This window comes from Cryobacterium algoricola (assembly GCF_004402485.1).
GTDB classification, from domain to species: domain Bacteria; phylum Actinomycetota; class Actinomycetes; order Actinomycetales; family Microbacteriaceae; genus Cryobacterium; species Cryobacterium algoricola.
In genome coordinates this window covers 554,018-567,859 of sequence record NZ_SOFG01000011.1, presented here as the reverse complement: position 1 = coordinate 567,859, position 13,842 = coordinate 554,018, and the positions used below count along the sequence as shown (strand labels likewise).

The window sequence follows — 13,842 nt, the reverse complement described above, 5'->3', positions numbered from 1 at the left end:
GCCAGATCGCGGCCGGGACCGACACCGCACCGGTTTCGGCAGGGCGCGCCCGAAACGGCGGGCGCGGTGTGCGGAAACCGGCGCGGGCGCGGTCGCGGGCCGCCGAAACCGGCGCGGGCGCGGTGCCGGCCCCGGTGCGAAGCGGATGCTTCAGGCCCGGAGGACGGGTACGCTCGCGCGGCGGCGCCGAAGGGCCGCACCACCCTCACGGATGCCGAGGAACACGACGGCGGTGCAGAGGACGAAGAACCAGTCGAGGACACCGAGCCCGCTCGTGCCGAAGAAGCCCGCGACCAACGGCACGTACACGATGACGAGCATGATCGTGAGCGCGAGCGCGATGGCGTACCAGAACGAGGCGTTGGTGAACTGGTACCTCGTGAAGAACCCGTGCACGCTGCGGCGCTGGATGATGCTGACCAGCTGGCAGACCATGATCGTGACGTAGGTGATCGACATAGCCTGGGCGAGCGGCACGGCGGGCACCGCCTGGCTGAACGGGTCGATTCCGTTCCGCGTGAAGAAGGCCAGGTAGTTGACCATGGCGAAGGCGCCGATCAGCGACCCGCACCAGAGTACGTCGACGATCGACCGCCCGTTCAGGATCCGCGCGCGGGAATCCCGCGGCGGGTCCTTCATCGTCTCCCCTTCTGCGGGGTCCTTGCCGAGCGCCGCGATCGGGAAGATCTCCCCGAGTAGGTCGATCGCGAGGAACTGCAGCACGTTCAGGGCGAGGGGCACGCCGAACAGGGAGGCCAGGGCCAGGCTTGCGGTGTTCACCACGAACTCGGCGATGTTCGAGGTCAGGCAGCTCAGCACGCCCTTGGTGATGTTGCGGTAGATCGTCCGGCCCTCGGCGATCGCGTTGACGAGGGTCGCGAAGCTGTCGTCGAGCAGCACGATCTCGGCGGCCTGCTTGGCGACATCCGTCCCGGAGGCGCCCATCGCGACCCCGATGTTCGCGTGCCGCAACGCCGGCGCATCGTTGATGCCGTCGCCGGTGACGGCGACGATGTGGCCGGAGGCCTTGACGAGGTCGACGATGCGCACCTTGTCCTCCGGTGCGACCCTGCTGAAGACGGTGCCGCCGCCGAGCGCGTGACGGAGCACCTCGGCATCGGGCATCTCCGCGAGCTCGGCGCCGGTGACGATGCTGAGACCGTCGTCGCCCGACAGTCCGGCCTGGTGCGCGATGGCCTCGGCCGTGAGGGAGAAGTCGCCCGTGACGATGTTGACCTTCACCCCGGCGGCGAGCACGGTCGTCATGGCGGCGGGGACGGCGTCGCGGATCGGGTCCTGCATCGAGACGAGGCCCAGGACGGTCAGATTGCGTTCGATGACGGTGATGTCGCCACTGGCGGCATCCGCTTCGGTGAGCACCCGCGTCGCGAAGACGAGGTTGCGCAGCGCGCGGCTCGCCTTCTCGGTGTGCCGGGCGAGAAGGACGGTACGGTCGGCGTCCGTGAGCGAGCGGACGGTGCTGCCGTCGTCGATCAGGGTGGCCCGGGCGAGAAGGCTCTCCGGGGCGCCCTTCGAGTATGCGGTGATGACTCCGTCCGGGCCCCGACGGATGCTGGTCATCAGTTTCCGGGTGGAATCGAACGGCAACTCGCTGATTTCGGGGGAGCCGGCGCGCAAAGCCTCGAGGTCGATTCCGGCCTTGCCTGCCGCGACCAGGAGGGCGCCTTCCGTCGGGTCGCCGAGGATTCGCCAGTCGTCGTCTCCGGTCGGGGCGACCAGCCGGGCGTTGTTCGCAAAGACCCCCGCGGTGAGGAACGCGCGCAACCGGTCCGTTGCCGCGCCGCTCCGCGGCTCCGGCTCGAAGACGCCGAGCGGCGCGTAGCCGATTCCGGTGACCCGGTAGTCGGCGCCGCCGACGACGAGCTCGCTGACCGTCATCTCGTTCTTGGTGAGCGTGCCGGTCTTGTCGGTGCAGATCACGTGCGTCGCCCCGAGCGTCTCCACCGAGCTGAGCTTCTTGACAAGGGCATTCTGTCGGGCGAGGGTGCCTGCGGCCGCGGCGAGGGCGGTGTTGACCTCCGCGGGCAGCCCCTGGGGGATGAGGGCGCAGGCGAATCCGACGGCGAAGAGCATCGCTTCGCGGAGCGGAAGTTCGGACTGCACGGCGATGACGAGCACGACGAGAGACACCACGGCGACGCCGTACGTGACGTACTTCGCGATCTTGCCCGTCTCGACCTGCAGCGGGCTCCGGGTCTGCGGGGCCGACTGGCTGAGCCGGGCGATCCGCCCCAGCTCGGTGTGCATCCCGGTGGCGGTGACGAGGCCGAGCGCCTCGCCGGTCGCAACGCTGGTGCCCGCGAACGCCAGGTTGTGGCGGTCCGCGAGCGGAACCTCGTGTGGGATCGGCCGGGCGAACTTCCGGGTCGGGTCGCTCTCGCCGGTCAGGGCGAAGTCGTTGGTGGAGAAGGCGGTGGTGTCGACCAGCCGCACGTCGGCGGGCACGGAGGCGCCTTCGGTGAGTCGCACTACGTCGCCTGGCACGAGTGCACGGGACTCGATCTCGGTCAGGACGCCGTCCCGATAGACCTGGGTGGTCGGGTCGACGAGCCTCTCGAGCGCCTCCATGGTCTTCTCCGCGCGGTTCTCCTGCACGAAACCGATCAGGGTGTTGAAGCCGACGAGGGCGACGAGGACGCCCGCGGTGCCCAGGTCGCCGAGGAACCCCGTGATGGCGGCGCTCGCGAGGAGCAACACGATCATCCAGTCCGCGAACTGGCGCAGGTAGCGCCTCAGCGTGGACTCCTTCTTGAGGGCGACGATCGCGTTGCTGCCCGAGCGGATGCGCCGCTCGTCCGCCGCGCCGGTCGTCAGCCCTGAGCGCGAGCTGCCGAATGCGCTGAGCACCTCATCAGCCGTTTCCCGATAGATCGACGCGACGGGGTCAGTGGAATCGGCAGGGTGGAGCTGCGGCAAGCTCATGGTTCAAGGCTACGCTTCGCCCCGGTCACCGAATTCCCGCGCCCACCGGCCAGAGGCATCCGCGCTCAGTCTCCGCGGGCGGTGATCTCCTGCGTCAGCGGGGCCGCGTGCACGAGGTATCCTTCGGTGCGTCGGTGGGGAAAAGATGCCTGCCGTGGACCTGCATCGAGGAGGGAGTCCTCTTCCCCGATCACGACCAGACCGGCGGAACTGTTCGCCGATTCGCTCAGGCAGTGCAGCCATCTCTCGTTGAGGCTCGGAGCGTGCCCACCACTGAACCGGAAGTAAAGCGGGATCGACGGGTGCAACCACGCCGAACTGTGACCGCCGGATTTCCCGGCATCGGGCCAGGAGAGCAGGAAACTCTCGCCCCTGCGGAGCTTCTGCACGATCACGATCTGCAGGTGAGCGAGAAGCCGATCGTCGAAATCGACGATCATCCCCTTGTACATCAGGTATCCCATGGCTCGCCATTCCCGATCGGCCTGAGGCTCAGCGCCATCGATGTCGCCTCGAAGCATATTGCCCAGTTATACGCGTGAGATTTTCTCAATACAACCAATCAAGCGAGCTTCTAAGCAACCTGCGGATCACGGGGATGTCGGCCTGGCAGGGCGTGCGGGCGGGGCCGGCGGACCGGGCGTACGCTGTGGTCGTCGGCTGCCGCAGAGGGCGGCACCGGGGGAGGATCGTATGACATCGGCCAGGAAGACCATCTCGAAGCGATCGGCGCGGAAACGGGCCTGGAGCGACCTCAGTCCCAGGGAGCAGACCGGCGTCCTCGTCGCCGGATCGGTGCAGCTGGCGCTCGCCGCGACCGCGTGGGCGGACCTGGCGAAGCGGCCCGCCGCACTCGTCAACGGACCCAAGCTCCTGTGGGCCGCCGTCATCGGACTGAACTTCGTGGGGCCGATCACCTACTTCGTCTGCGGAAGGCGGAAGGCGCCCGCGGCAGGCGCTGTGCCGGCAGCGGTGACCACGCCCTCGGCGCCCGCGGAGCCCGAAGTGGCTCCAGCGCCCGCAGCGCCGCCGGCAACCGAAGTGCCTCCAGCATCCGCAGCGGCTGCAGAACCCGGGTCCGCCTCAGTGACCCCTGTGGTCGACGAAGGCGAGCCGGGGCCCGTGACGGGGCTTGCCTAGGGTCCCGGAGGCCTCGAGCAGGCGGACGACCCGGTAGCGGTGCGGCTGCCAGATGCGCATCGCGGCGACCATGAGCGCGTCGTCGAAATCCGCGTCGAACAGGGTGTGGCCGATCGCCCCGGCGAGATGATAGTCGCCGACCGAGAGCGCATCGGCGTCACCGAAGGCCCGCTGGGCGACTTCCGCCGCCGTCCATTCGCCGATCCCCGGCACCGCGCGCAACCGTGCGCTCGCCTCGGCCGCCGTCAGGTCGCTCGCCGCTTCCAGCTGCCGCGCCACGGCAAGGCAGACCATCACCGTGCGGGACCGCTGCGGGTCGACACCGGCCCGATGCCATTCCCAGGAGGGGATGAGCTGCCAGGCCCTGGCCGACGGCGGCACGCGCATCCCCGCAGGTGCTGGACCGGGCGCCGGCGTTCCATGCGCGCGGACGAGGGCGCGGAACGAGGCCGTCGCTTGCAGGCTGATGACCTTCTGTTCGAGGATCGCGGGGATGAGCGATTCGATGACCCGCCCGGTGCGGGGGATCCGCAGGCCGGGCCAGCGCCGGTGCGCGTCTCGCACGAGCGGATGCTGCGCGACGAACCCCGAGGGATCGTCGCGTTCCCCGAGAAGGTCCGGAGCGCCTTCGAGGGCCTCCCGCGCGCCCTCGCCCCACGCCTCGCAGTGTAGCTCGGTCAGGCCGGACTGGGTGAGGCGGAGGGTCGCCGGCCCGGACTTGGTGAGCGTGGTGCGCCACACGGCACCGTCCTGGCTCACCTGGAAGGTGGGGTCTGACCGGCCTCGGCGCAGGCGCGAGAGGGTGAGACCGACATCCGTCGGATGGGCCGGCCGCCACCGGCTCGAGCAGTCCGGGGACGGCGCGCGTTCCGGCGCCTCCCGCTGCGTCAGGTCCGGCGCGACTGCGGGCATGCCGGGCCCTGTGGGCGCGGCGATTGACGGCGCCGTTCCCTCGTCACTCCCTGCAGCTGTTCCCACCCTGACAGCCTAGGGAGTGCGTCCGACAGGGCGGACACATCCGCACGATTACGACCGGATGCTCAGGGCGCTTCGGGTGCGCTTCGAGCCTCGGGTCCTGGACCGTCGAACACCGGGTTCCGGGTCAGTGCGCCCCGACCGTGAGGTGCTGCTTGCGAACCGGCTCGATCCGCACACTCGTGCGTTCGCAGCCCGAGCACTTGAGCACGTAGAGCGGCAGGGTGATCTGCTTCGCGTGCGCGGCGTTCGGCGTGAGCTGCGCCGGCGAATGACAGAACGGACACGTGATCAGCATGGTTAGGTCCCCTAATCCTCTTACCCGCCACGGTTTGTAACGTGTACTTCAACGCTAACTCTCGAAACCCGTCGCGGTACCCCCTAGACGGATGTGTCGAAGTATGTATCCGTACAGGAAAGGAACCCCGCCGCCGCTCGTGCCCGCCTGTGGTTCGCCGTCAGGGGCGTCAGTCCGTGTCGGAGCGCTCGACAACGAAATCGGCGCCGGGGTAGACGACACTCTGGTGGCCCTCGCCGAAGCGGACCAGGTACGGCGGCTCACCGTCGGGCCCGCGCACCTCGACGATCTCCCCGTGTTTGTCCGGTGTCTCGACCGTCCGGCCGCGAATGATGATCCTGTCGCCGATGATTGCGCGCATGTCCACGCACCTCCTGCGGTTCAAACTACGCCCGGGCCGCCATTCTCAACAGGGCAGGTCTTCCGGCGGCGGGCAACCCGCCGGCCCGATCCTGAGCCGGTCGCAGAGGGCGGTGAGCTGCTCGAGTTCCTCGTTGGAGAGGGCGTCGCCGAACCGGGCGGAGATCGAGCCCATGTGATCGACCGCGACACTGCGGAACAACGCGTACCCGGCATCCGTCAGCTCGACGATGGCACCGCGCCCGTCGTTCGGGTCGGTGACCTTGTGGATGTACCCACGCGAGGCCAGGCGGTCGATCAGCCGGCTCACGCTCGGCTGGGTGAGTAGAACGTGCTGGTTCAGGTCGCGTAGGCGGATGCGCCGATCCGGCTCCCTGGACAGGTTGAAGAGCACGTCGTACTCGTTGAAGGAAATCTCGCGGGACGGAAAGTCGCTCGCGAGGCTGCGCATGATCGCCACTTGCGCGCGAAACAGCGATTCCCAGGCGGATACTGCGGCCGCTCGATCCGTCACCGGTCCTCCTCAGTCGTGTCTCTCCAGACTAGAGAATCTACGCCAGCCCTCGCTGCACGGCTCTTGGCGAATTCGCAGAAAGAATACAGCCGCACAGCTAGCTTTCCGTTACCGGTTCGTTATATATTCGTTGTGCGTCAACCGTTTGCTGTGGCGGAAGACGCGAAATGTGATTGCAGGACACTCTTGGTGCAAGGGAAGAGGGTCGGTCGTTAAGCCTCTACGACCGGCCCTCAATCACGTTAACGCCCGGTCCGCGTCACGAATCCGCCCACGCCCGCGCAGAGGCCTCGGGCATTCTCAGTTGCGGTGAAGACACGTTCGTGCGCGCGGCGACGGTGCTGTGTCCGCAACTCACTGCGGATGAGAGTCGGTGCGGGGCCCGGGGCCCGGGGTACGGGGGAGAACCTAGAAGACGTCGGGGCTCGGCGTCGTCGACTGGCGGATCGAGACATCCGCGTGACGGTCGAAGCGGTAGCCGACGCCGCGCACGGTACGCACGATGTCTTCGTAGCGGCCGAGCTTGGCGCGCAGGCGGCGCACGTGCACGTCGATGGTGCGCTCGTTGGGAGCGTCTTCCTCGTCGGCGGCGTCCCAGAGCTTTTCGATGAGCTCGGCACGCTCGATCGTGCGGCCTTCACGCAGCACGAGGTACTGCAGGAGTTCGAATTCCTTGTAGGTCAAGGCCGCGGTCTCGTTGTCGAGCACCACGCGCTTGCGGGAGATGTCCACGACCACGCCGCCGGCGGCACGGTCCGGGTCGGCCACCGTACGGTGGCGGGCCAGGGCGGCCGGGTCCTGGAGGGCGAGGCGCACGACGTCGACGTCGCGGCCGCCTGCCCCCGCCGGGGCGAGTGCCACTGCGGCGTGGGTCTCTGCGTTCGGGGCCAGTTCCTCGGTGAGGGCCTTGAGCGCCTCGACGATGCGGTGCAGCGAGGTGCCGGCGGCGGCGGCCTTGGCCTCGTCGATGCCGACGTAGAGCACGAAGCCTCTGGCCTCTGTGCCCTCCGGCACGGCGCGGATGCGGGGAGCGGCGGGGGCCGGCGCCAGGGCGAGTGCCGGGCGGGCGTTGTGGATGGAGCGGGCGGTGTCAATGTGTGCGAGCGACATGGCAGGAGTCCTTGGGGTGATGATGCTGGGGTGAACCCGGCGCTCTGCGCGGTTGCGGGTTCGGCAATGGTCGTTGTGACCGGGTGCGGAGCGTTGGAGAGGCTCCGGGAGTTCAACCGACCGACTCAGAACCGCGGGGTGCTACTGCACGGGGTTCGGAGGCGAGAGGGGAGCTCGGCGAGGGTGTCGCGGTTCAGCGGCACATTCGGCAACACTCGGCGCGCATGCCGGGCATCATCATGCCGGCAGTCCCAAGGGCCTCGAGGGAGGTCAGGGGGCGGTGAGTGGTTGTCATAACTGTGAGTAAAGCCCACTGTTACGGCGTGTGTCAACTTTGTGACGCAGGAAGCCGGGAAGCCTGCTGCATCACGTTCGGCCCGGTCGGGTCGAGCGGGAGGATCCGTGCCCGATGGGCACTTCGTCACATGTTCCTCGATGAAAAGGCACTTCATCAAAGATTCGTGAACCTGCTGCGCTGCAACGCTCGATGGTCGCAGGACCTGCGCGTTCCGCCGGCGTGGTGTCAACCGGCGGAACGGGCGGAGTGTGTTCTAGACGAGTCCGTAGAGACGGTCGCCGGCGTCGCCGAGTCCGGGAACGATGTAACCGAGCTCGTTGAGGCGTTCGTCGACGGCGCCGAGGATGATCGAGACCTCACGACCGGGGAACGCCGCCTCGACGGCGGCGAGGCCCTCGGGCGCCGCCAGGATGCAGATGGCCGTGACGTCGACGGCGCCGCGGTCGAAGAGGAACTGGATGGCCGCGATCAACGAGCCGCCGGTGGCGAGCATCGGGTCGAGCACGAAGCACTGGCGGTCGGAGAGATCGTCGGGCAGGCGCTCCGCGTACGTGGTCGGCTGGAGGGTCTCCTCGTTGCGGGCCATGCCGAGGAATCCGACCTCTGCGGTCGGCAGTAACTTGACCATGCCCTCGAGCATGCCGAGACCGGCGCGCAGGATCGGCACGACGAGCGGCTTCGGGTCGCTGATCTGCACCCCGTGGGCCAGCCCGACCGGGGTCTCGACGGTAATGTCTTCGACCCGTACCCCGCGGGTTCCCTCGTAGGCGAGGAGCGTCATCAGCTCCTCCACGAGGGACCGGAAGAGCGGTGAGGAGGTGCGTTTGTCCCGCAGAACCGTCAGTTTATGGGTGATGAGCGGATGGTCGGCTACATGGACTCGCATAGGCTCAATCTACTAGCTGGGGGAGGTATCCGGATGGGCGAGCAGGATCGCGAGCACCGCGAATGGATGCGGCTTGCCCTCCGGGAGGCCCGCGCGGCCCTCAAGACGGGCGATGTCCCGGTCGGCGCGGTCGTGCTCGATCCCGACGGCGTCGTCATCGGCCGCGGCCGGAACGACAGGGAGGCACGGCAGGATCCGACCGGTCACGCCGAGATCGTCGCCATCCGGGCAGCGGCTGCCGCCCTCGGCGACTGGCACCTGACCGGCTGCACTCTGGTCGTCACGCTCGAGCCCTGCGTGATGTGCGCCGGTGCGATCCTCGCCGCACGGATCCCGGTCGTCGTCTTCGGCGCCTGGGACGAGAAGGCGGGCGCAGCGGGTTCCGTCTACGACGTGCTGCGCGACCGCAGGCTCAACCATCGCGCCGAGGTCTACGGGGAGGTCGACGCCGAGGAGTGCGGCGCCCTGCTCCGGGAATTCTTCAGCGATTCAGCCCGTCGAGCCATTCGCTGAACAAGGCGCGGGAGGCATCCTGCATCGAACCGGCGTAGAGGTCGCGCTCGGCGCGCAGGGTTTCCGGGTCGAGGCCTGCCTCGGTGAGTTCCGCGGCGGATGCGCGCAGCCAGACCTCGTGCATGGCCGGTGTCACCTCGGGGTGGAACTGCACCGCGAGCGCCCAGTCGCCGATGCCGAACGCCTCGTTACCGTACTGCGGCGAACCGGCCAGGCGCGTCACGCCCTCCGGAAGGTCGAAGGTGTCGCTGTGCCACTGCAGCACCGGGACGCCGGCCACATGGCGGAGCGGCCCGGTGGCGCCGAGACCCGTCGGTTCAACCGTTCGGAAGCCGATCTCGTTCGTCGGCCCGGGGTAGACCTTGGCGCCGAGCGCGTTGGCCATCAGCTGGGCGCCGAGGCACACGCCGAACACCGGTCGTTCGGCCGCGAGCCGGTTCCGCAGGATCGAGATCTCGTCGGCGAGGGCGGGGAAGGCCTCGGTCTCGTACGCGCCCATCTCCCCGCCGAGCACGACGACGAGGTCGGCGGCGGTCGGGTCGATCGTGCCGAGGTCGTCGCTGAGGATCTCGACGTAGTCCACGGTGTAGCCGTGCTCGCGGAGCACGGGTTCGAGGTTGCCGAGGTGGATGGTGGCGTCGTGGCGCAGCACGAGCGCCGTCTTCACCGCGACCGGCGCGGCATCCGTGGCCGGTGCGGCGTGGACTGCGCTCATTCCCGGCCCCGGATGATGATGGTGTCCGTTAGCGGGCCGGGCTGGCTCGGGTCGTGGAACACGTCGGGCTCGAGGTAGATCGCGCGGGCGCTCGGCATCGCCGCCCGCACGCGTTCCTCGATCACGTCGATGGACGCCGCGACGTCGGAGAAGGGCAACTCGGCGTCGAAGGCGAGCTTCGCGGCCACGAGCAGTTCGTCCGGTCCGAGGTAGAGCGTCTTCATGTGGATGATGCGCTGCGTCTCCGGGCCGTCCAGGATCGCGCGCTGGATCGTCGCGGTGTCGGCCGGCCGGGCGCCCTCGCCGACGAGGAGGCTCTTCGTCTCGACGCCGAGCACGATCGCGACGAGCACGAGGAGGACACCGATGCAGATAGTCCCGATCGCGTCCCAGATCGGGTCGCCGGTCACGATGGTCAGGCCGACGCCGAGGAACGCGAGCACGAGCCCACTGAGTGCCGCGACGTCCTCGAGCAGCACGACGGGCAGCTCCGGAGCCTTCGCGTGTCGAATGAACTGCACCCAGGTCTCCCCGCCCCTGGTGTGGTTCGATTCCTTGATCGCGGTGCGGAGCGAGAACGATTCGAGGGCCATCGCGACGAGCAGCACGAGGATCGGCAGCCACGGCACGTCGAGGTGATGCGGGTCCTGCAGCTTCTGCACCCCTTCATAGAGGGAGAAGACGCCACCGATGGAGAACAGGATGATCGAGACCACGAAGGCGTAGACGTAACGCTCGCGGCCGTAGCCGAACGGATGCTCGGTGTCGGCGTCCTTCCGCGACTTGCGGCCCCCGAGGAGCAGCAGCAACTGGTTGCCCGAATCGGCGAGGGAGTGCACGCCCTCAGCGAGCATCGAGGACGAACCCGAGAGCCCCCAGGCGATCAGTTTTGTCGCGGCGATGCCCAGGTTCGCCCCGAGTGCCGCGATGATGGCCTTGTTCCCCGACGATGCGCTCATGGAGCAATTGTAGAAGGCCCCCGAGACTCCGAAACGCCCCGAAAAGTAGACTGGCCGCATGACCGAGACTGCCGCCACTGCGGCGACCCCCACCGTCCTGCCCACCATCGCGTTCCTCGGAGCCGGATCGATGGCGCGTGCCGTCCTGACCGGGCTGCTGACCCCCGCCGTCACGGTCGAGGGCGGCATCCGGGCCACCAACCGCACCGCGGAGAAGGCCGCAGAGCTGCGCGACCTGCCCGGCGTCACCGCGTGGGCCACCGCGATCGATCCGGACGCCAACCGCACCGCGGTTGCCGGGGCCCGCATCGTCGTCATCGCGGTGAAGCCGGCCATGGTGCCCGACCTGCTCCGCGAGATCGCGCCGTCCCTCGCACCGGGCACCCTGGTGGTGAGCGTCGCGGCCGGCGTCACGATCGCCACCTTCGAGGCGCTGCTGCCGGCATCCGTCGCCGTGATCCGGTCGATGCCCAACACCCCCGCCCTCGTCGGCAAAGCCGTGACCGGCCTGAGCGCAGGCACCCGCTCCACTCCGGCCGACCTCGATCTGGCCCAGGCCCTGTTCGGCACCGTGGGCTCGGTGCTCGTCGTCCCGGAGGACAAGCTCGACGCCCTGAGCACGATCAGCGGCTCCGGCCCGGCCTACGTGTTCTACCTGATCGAGGAGTTCACCCGCACGGCCATCGACAAGGGCTTCACCCCTGAGGAGGCCGCCGTGCTCGTCAACGGGACCTTCCTCGGCGCGAGCACCCTCCTCGAGGCAAGCCCGCTGTCGCCCGGTGAACTCCGCCGCCAGGTCACGAGCCCTCACGGCACCACCGAGCGCGCGGTCTGGGAACTCGAGAAGGGCGGCCTCAAGGACCTCTTCGACCGGGCGACGGATGCCGCACTCGCCCGCGCTCGCGAACTCGCCGCCCCCACCGACTGACCCCGTATGTTGGCCGTCGTAGTATCCCTTCGCGGGAATGACTAGCCTAAAGGTATGGCAGACATCTTCGGCGTGGTGGCGGACTCGACTCGACGCGAAATATTACGCATTCTCCTCGAGCGATACAACCAGTCCGGGGCGGTCGGCGGCGAGCTCAGCGTGTCTGACATCGTCGTGCAACTCGGCCTCAGTCAGCCGACCGTCTCCAAGCACCTCAAGGTGTTGCGTGAGGCTGGACTCGTCGGCGTACGTGAAGCAGGGCAGCACCGTTATTACCATCTCGACTATGCCCCCCTGGAGGAGATCGAAGACTGGCTGATTCCATTCCTGAGCGTTGATTTCGACGCCGCAACGGAGGAGGAAGCCGAAGAGGCCGAGGGCCTCAAGGAAGAACAGCGGGCGTTCGCGACCGCGATCGGCAAGGTCTTCGCCGACACCTCATTCCAGGTCGCGCATGCGGTCAAAGACGTTAAACCGCGCAAATGGCGGAAGAACGAACAGTAGAACCAGCAGTACTCGACCGGCAACCGCCGGTCGAGCGTCGAGCGTCGCGCTTATCCGCTAGACTGGCACTTTCGTGTCTGTCGCGAATCTCGCGGCGAAATCAAATCTTGTGAGGTCCGTGTGGGTTCTGTAATTAAGAAGCGACGCAAGCGTATGGCGAAGAAGAAGCACCGCAAGCTGCTTCGTAAGACCCGCCATCAGCGTCGCAACAAGAAGTAGGACGGCTTAGCCCGTCCCCAAGCGTGAGCGTTAGGTCCTTTCGGGCCTAGCGCTTTTTGCTTGTGCGGACCCGGTTCGCGCGCGCCGCCCTGCGGATGCTCGCACGCTTCATCCGCATCACGGGCCAGTCGCGCGCCGCCGCGTATCGCGCGAGCGCGGCATCCGGGTTCACCACGACCGGGTGGCCGACCAGCTCGAGCAGCGGAATGTCGTTGTGCGAGTCCGAGTATGCCCAGCAGTCGGCGAGGTCGACCCCGCTCGCCTCCGCGCGTGCACGGGCCGCGTCGGACTTGAGCGCGCCGTGACAGACGCCGGCGGTCAGCCGACCTGTGAAGATGCCGTCGTCCGCCTCGAGCACGGTGCCGACCGCGCCCGTGAAGCCCAGGCGCGCGGCGATGACGTCGGCGACCTCCTGCACGCTCGCGGTGAGCAGCCAGACCTCGTGGCCGGTCTCGAGGTGCCGTCTGGCCACCGCGACCGTCTCCGGCCAGAGCCGACGGGTGAGCTTCGTGTCGAAGATCTCCTCGCTCAAGCGGATGAGCTCGGCCTGCTCGAACCCGACGGCCACTTCGAGGGCGCGCAGCAGCACGGTGGAGAGGTGGTCGCGGTTCTCGCCGACCGCGAGGAACCGGGCCTGCTTCCAGCCGAACGAGGTGATGTCGCGCCGGGTGATCAGGCCGCATCGCCACGCGGCGACGCCCAGATGATAGAGGCTGGCCCCTCGCATCAGGGTGTTGTCGACATCGAAGAACGCGATGGCGCGCGGGGGAGTGGCTTGGAACATCTCCCTTGGAGTCTAGTTGGGTCACCATGCCGTGCCCGGCTTAGGGTGGGAGCATGGCCACTGCACTCCTCACCCTGATCGGCAAGCCCGGTTGTCACCTCTGCGACGATGCACGTGAGGTCGTGACGGGCGTCGTCCGCACCCTGGACGGAACGCCGGGAGCGCCCGAGATGGCGATCGAGGAGCGTTCGATCCTGGACGACGCGGCCCTCAGCGACCTGTATCTGGAGGACATTCCCGTGCTGATGATCAACGGCACGGTGCACAACTACTGGCGGATCGATCCCGACCGGCTCCGCACGGCGCTTCTGGCCGTGAAATGATCCGGCACGTGGTGTCGTGGCGGCTCGCCGCGACCGAGCCCGCCGCCCGTGCGGCCGATGCGGCCGCCATCGTCGAGCGCCTCGAGTCCCTCGTCGGCGTCGTCCCCGAGATTCGCACCCTGCAGGTCGGCACGGATGTCGTCGGGAACCCCAACTGGGACGTCGTGCTGATCGCGGACTACGAAGACCTCGACGCGCTCGCGCGCTACCAGGTGCACCCGGCCCACGAGGCCGTCGGCGCGTTCATCCGCTCCGTCGTCGCCGAGAAGTCCACCGTCGACGTGCAGTTCTGAGCCTTCCGGAACCACAAAACGGAGGAGATCCGGGCTGCTGAGGCTGGGTGAGCCTTAGGGCGCCGGATCTCCTCCGTCTA

18 protein-coding genes are annotated in these 13,842 nt (G+C 68.2%); 7 read left to right on the top strand and 11 right to left on the bottom strand.

Annotation, left to right across the window (positions count from 1 at the left end; translation table 11 throughout):
* Nucleotides 1-150: 150 nt before the first annotated feature.
* Together E3O44_RS09430 and E3O44_RS09425 are read right to left on the bottom strand one after the other, a co-directional pair.
* Nucleotides 151-2,943: a cation-translocating P-type ATPase gene (locus E3O44_RS09430; RefSeq protein ID WP_134534477.1), complete on the bottom strand. Its 2,793-nt coding sequence runs from the start codon at nucleotides 2,941-2,943 to the stop codon at nucleotides 151-153.
* Between the two features lie 65 nt (nucleotides 2,944-3,008).
* Nucleotides 3,009-3,407, bottom strand: a complete 399-nt coding sequence (locus E3O44_RS09425) for a DUF7882 family protein (protein ID WP_174775062.1) — start codon at nucleotides 3,405-3,407, stop codon at nucleotides 3,009-3,011.
* A gap of 229 nt (nucleotides 3,408-3,636) precedes the next feature.
* On the opposite strand from E3O44_RS09425, the gene E3O44_RS09420 reads away from it, so the two are divergent.
* A complete protein-coding gene (locus E3O44_RS09420; RefSeq protein WP_134534476.1) occupies nucleotides 3,637-4,083 on the top strand; it encodes a PLDc N-terminal domain-containing protein in 447 nt (148 codons plus the stop codon).
* On the opposite strand, the gene E3O44_RS09415 is transcribed toward E3O44_RS09420, so the two are convergent.
* From E3O44_RS09415 to upp, 6 genes are all read right to left on the bottom strand, one after another.
* Nucleotides 4,027-4,995 (bottom strand): DNA-3-methyladenine glycosylase family protein, encoded by a 969-nt coding sequence (locus tag E3O44_RS09415; protein ID WP_166792596.1) that lies wholly within the window; start codon nucleotides 4,993-4,995, stop codon nucleotides 4,027-4,029. The genes E3O44_RS09420 and E3O44_RS09415 overlap by 57 nt on opposite strands.
* 190 nt (nucleotides 4,996-5,185) lie before the next feature.
* Complete coding sequence (locus tag E3O44_RS19195) at nucleotides 5,186-5,356, bottom strand: hypothetical protein (RefSeq protein ID WP_166792595.1); 171 nt, start codon at nucleotides 5,354-5,356, stop codon at nucleotides 5,186-5,188.
* Nucleotides 5,357-5,525: 169 nt separating this feature from the next.
* The gene (locus E3O44_RS09410) at nucleotides 5,526-5,717 is read right to left on the bottom strand and encodes a DUF1918 domain-containing protein (RefSeq protein WP_134534475.1); all 192 of its coding nucleotides are present in this window, start codon (nucleotides 5,715-5,717) and stop codon (nucleotides 5,526-5,528) included.
* A gap of 45 nt (nucleotides 5,718-5,762) precedes the next feature.
* A complete protein-coding gene (locus E3O44_RS09405) occupies nucleotides 5,763-6,167 on the bottom strand; it encodes a MarR family winged helix-turn-helix transcriptional regulator (protein WP_134534878.1) in 405 nt (134 codons plus the stop codon).
* A gap of 471 nt (nucleotides 6,168-6,638) precedes the next feature.
* Nucleotides 6,639-7,340 carry a winged helix-turn-helix domain-containing protein gene (locus E3O44_RS09400; RefSeq protein WP_134534474.1) on the bottom strand — a complete coding sequence of 234 codons (702 nt, stop codon included), beginning with the start codon at nucleotides 7,338-7,340 and terminating at the stop codon, nucleotides 6,639-6,641.
* A 551-nt stretch (nucleotides 7,341-7,891) separates the two neighbouring features.
* Nucleotides 7,892-8,524, bottom strand: a complete 633-nt coding sequence (gene upp, locus E3O44_RS09395) for a uracil phosphoribosyltransferase (protein WP_134534473.1) — start codon at nucleotides 8,522-8,524, stop codon at nucleotides 7,892-7,894.
* A gap of 33 nt (nucleotides 8,525-8,557) precedes the next feature.
* Here upp and tadA point away from each other — a divergent pair, with 33 nt between their 5' ends.
* Nucleotides 8,558-9,037: a tRNA adenosine(34) deaminase TadA gene (tadA, locus tag E3O44_RS09390; protein WP_206751272.1), complete on the top strand. Its 480-nt coding sequence runs from the start codon at nucleotides 8,558-8,560 to the stop codon at nucleotides 9,035-9,037.
* Here tadA and E3O44_RS09385 read toward each other — a convergent pair.
* Both E3O44_RS09385 and E3O44_RS09380 read right to left on the bottom strand, forming a co-directional pair.
* On the bottom strand, nucleotides 9,006-9,752 hold the full coding sequence (locus tag E3O44_RS09385; RefSeq protein WP_134534472.1) for a glutamine amidotransferase: 747 nt from the start codon (nucleotides 9,750-9,752) through the stop codon (nucleotides 9,006-9,008). The genes tadA and E3O44_RS09385 overlap by 32 nt on opposite strands.
* Nucleotides 9,749-10,711 (bottom strand): cation diffusion facilitator family transporter, encoded by a 963-nt coding sequence (locus tag E3O44_RS09380; RefSeq protein WP_134534471.1) that lies wholly within the window; start codon nucleotides 10,709-10,711, stop codon nucleotides 9,749-9,751. Before E3O44_RS09380 ends, E3O44_RS09385 begins: the two co-directional genes overlap by 4 nt.
* 58 nt (nucleotides 10,712-10,769) lie before the next feature.
* On the opposite strand from E3O44_RS09380, the gene proC reads away from it, so the two are divergent.
* The 3 genes from proC (at nucleotide 10,770) to E3O44_RS09365 (ending at nucleotide 12,362) form a co-directional block, all read left to right on the top strand.
* A complete protein-coding gene (proC, locus tag E3O44_RS09375) occupies nucleotides 10,770-11,639 on the top strand; it encodes a pyrroline-5-carboxylate reductase (protein WP_134534470.1) in 870 nt (289 codons plus the stop codon).
* A gap of 54 nt (nucleotides 11,640-11,693) precedes the next feature.
* Entirely contained in the window at nucleotides 11,694-12,143 is a 450-nt protein-coding gene (locus E3O44_RS09370) for an ArsR/SmtB family transcription factor (protein ID WP_134534469.1), read from the top strand.
* A 120-nt stretch (nucleotides 12,144-12,263) separates the two neighbouring features.
* The gene (locus tag E3O44_RS09365) at nucleotides 12,264-12,362 is read left to right on the top strand and encodes a 30S ribosomal protein bS22 (protein WP_003792170.1); all 99 of its coding nucleotides are present in this window, start codon (nucleotides 12,264-12,266) and stop codon (nucleotides 12,360-12,362) included.
* A gap of 46 nt (nucleotides 12,363-12,408) precedes the next feature.
* Here E3O44_RS09365 and E3O44_RS09360 read toward each other — a convergent pair whose 3' ends face one another.
* Nucleotides 12,409-13,146, bottom strand: a complete 738-nt coding sequence (locus tag E3O44_RS09360; protein WP_134534468.1) for an HAD family hydrolase — start codon at nucleotides 13,144-13,146, stop codon at nucleotides 12,409-12,411.
* A gap of 53 nt (nucleotides 13,147-13,199) precedes the next feature.
* On the opposite strand from E3O44_RS09360, the gene E3O44_RS09355 reads away from it, so the two are divergent.
* Together E3O44_RS09355 and E3O44_RS09350 are read left to right on the top strand one after the other, a co-directional pair.
* Complete coding sequence (locus E3O44_RS09355; protein ID WP_134534467.1) at nucleotides 13,200-13,469, top strand: glutaredoxin family protein; 270 nt, start codon at nucleotides 13,200-13,202, stop codon at nucleotides 13,467-13,469.
* Nucleotides 13,466-13,762, top strand: coding sequence for a Dabb family protein (locus E3O44_RS09350; protein ID WP_134534466.1), 297 nt, complete (start codon nucleotides 13,466-13,468; stop codon nucleotides 13,760-13,762). The genes E3O44_RS09355 and E3O44_RS09350 overlap by 4 nt, the downstream gene beginning before the upstream one ends.
* Nucleotides 13,763-13,842: the final 80 nt, after the last annotated feature.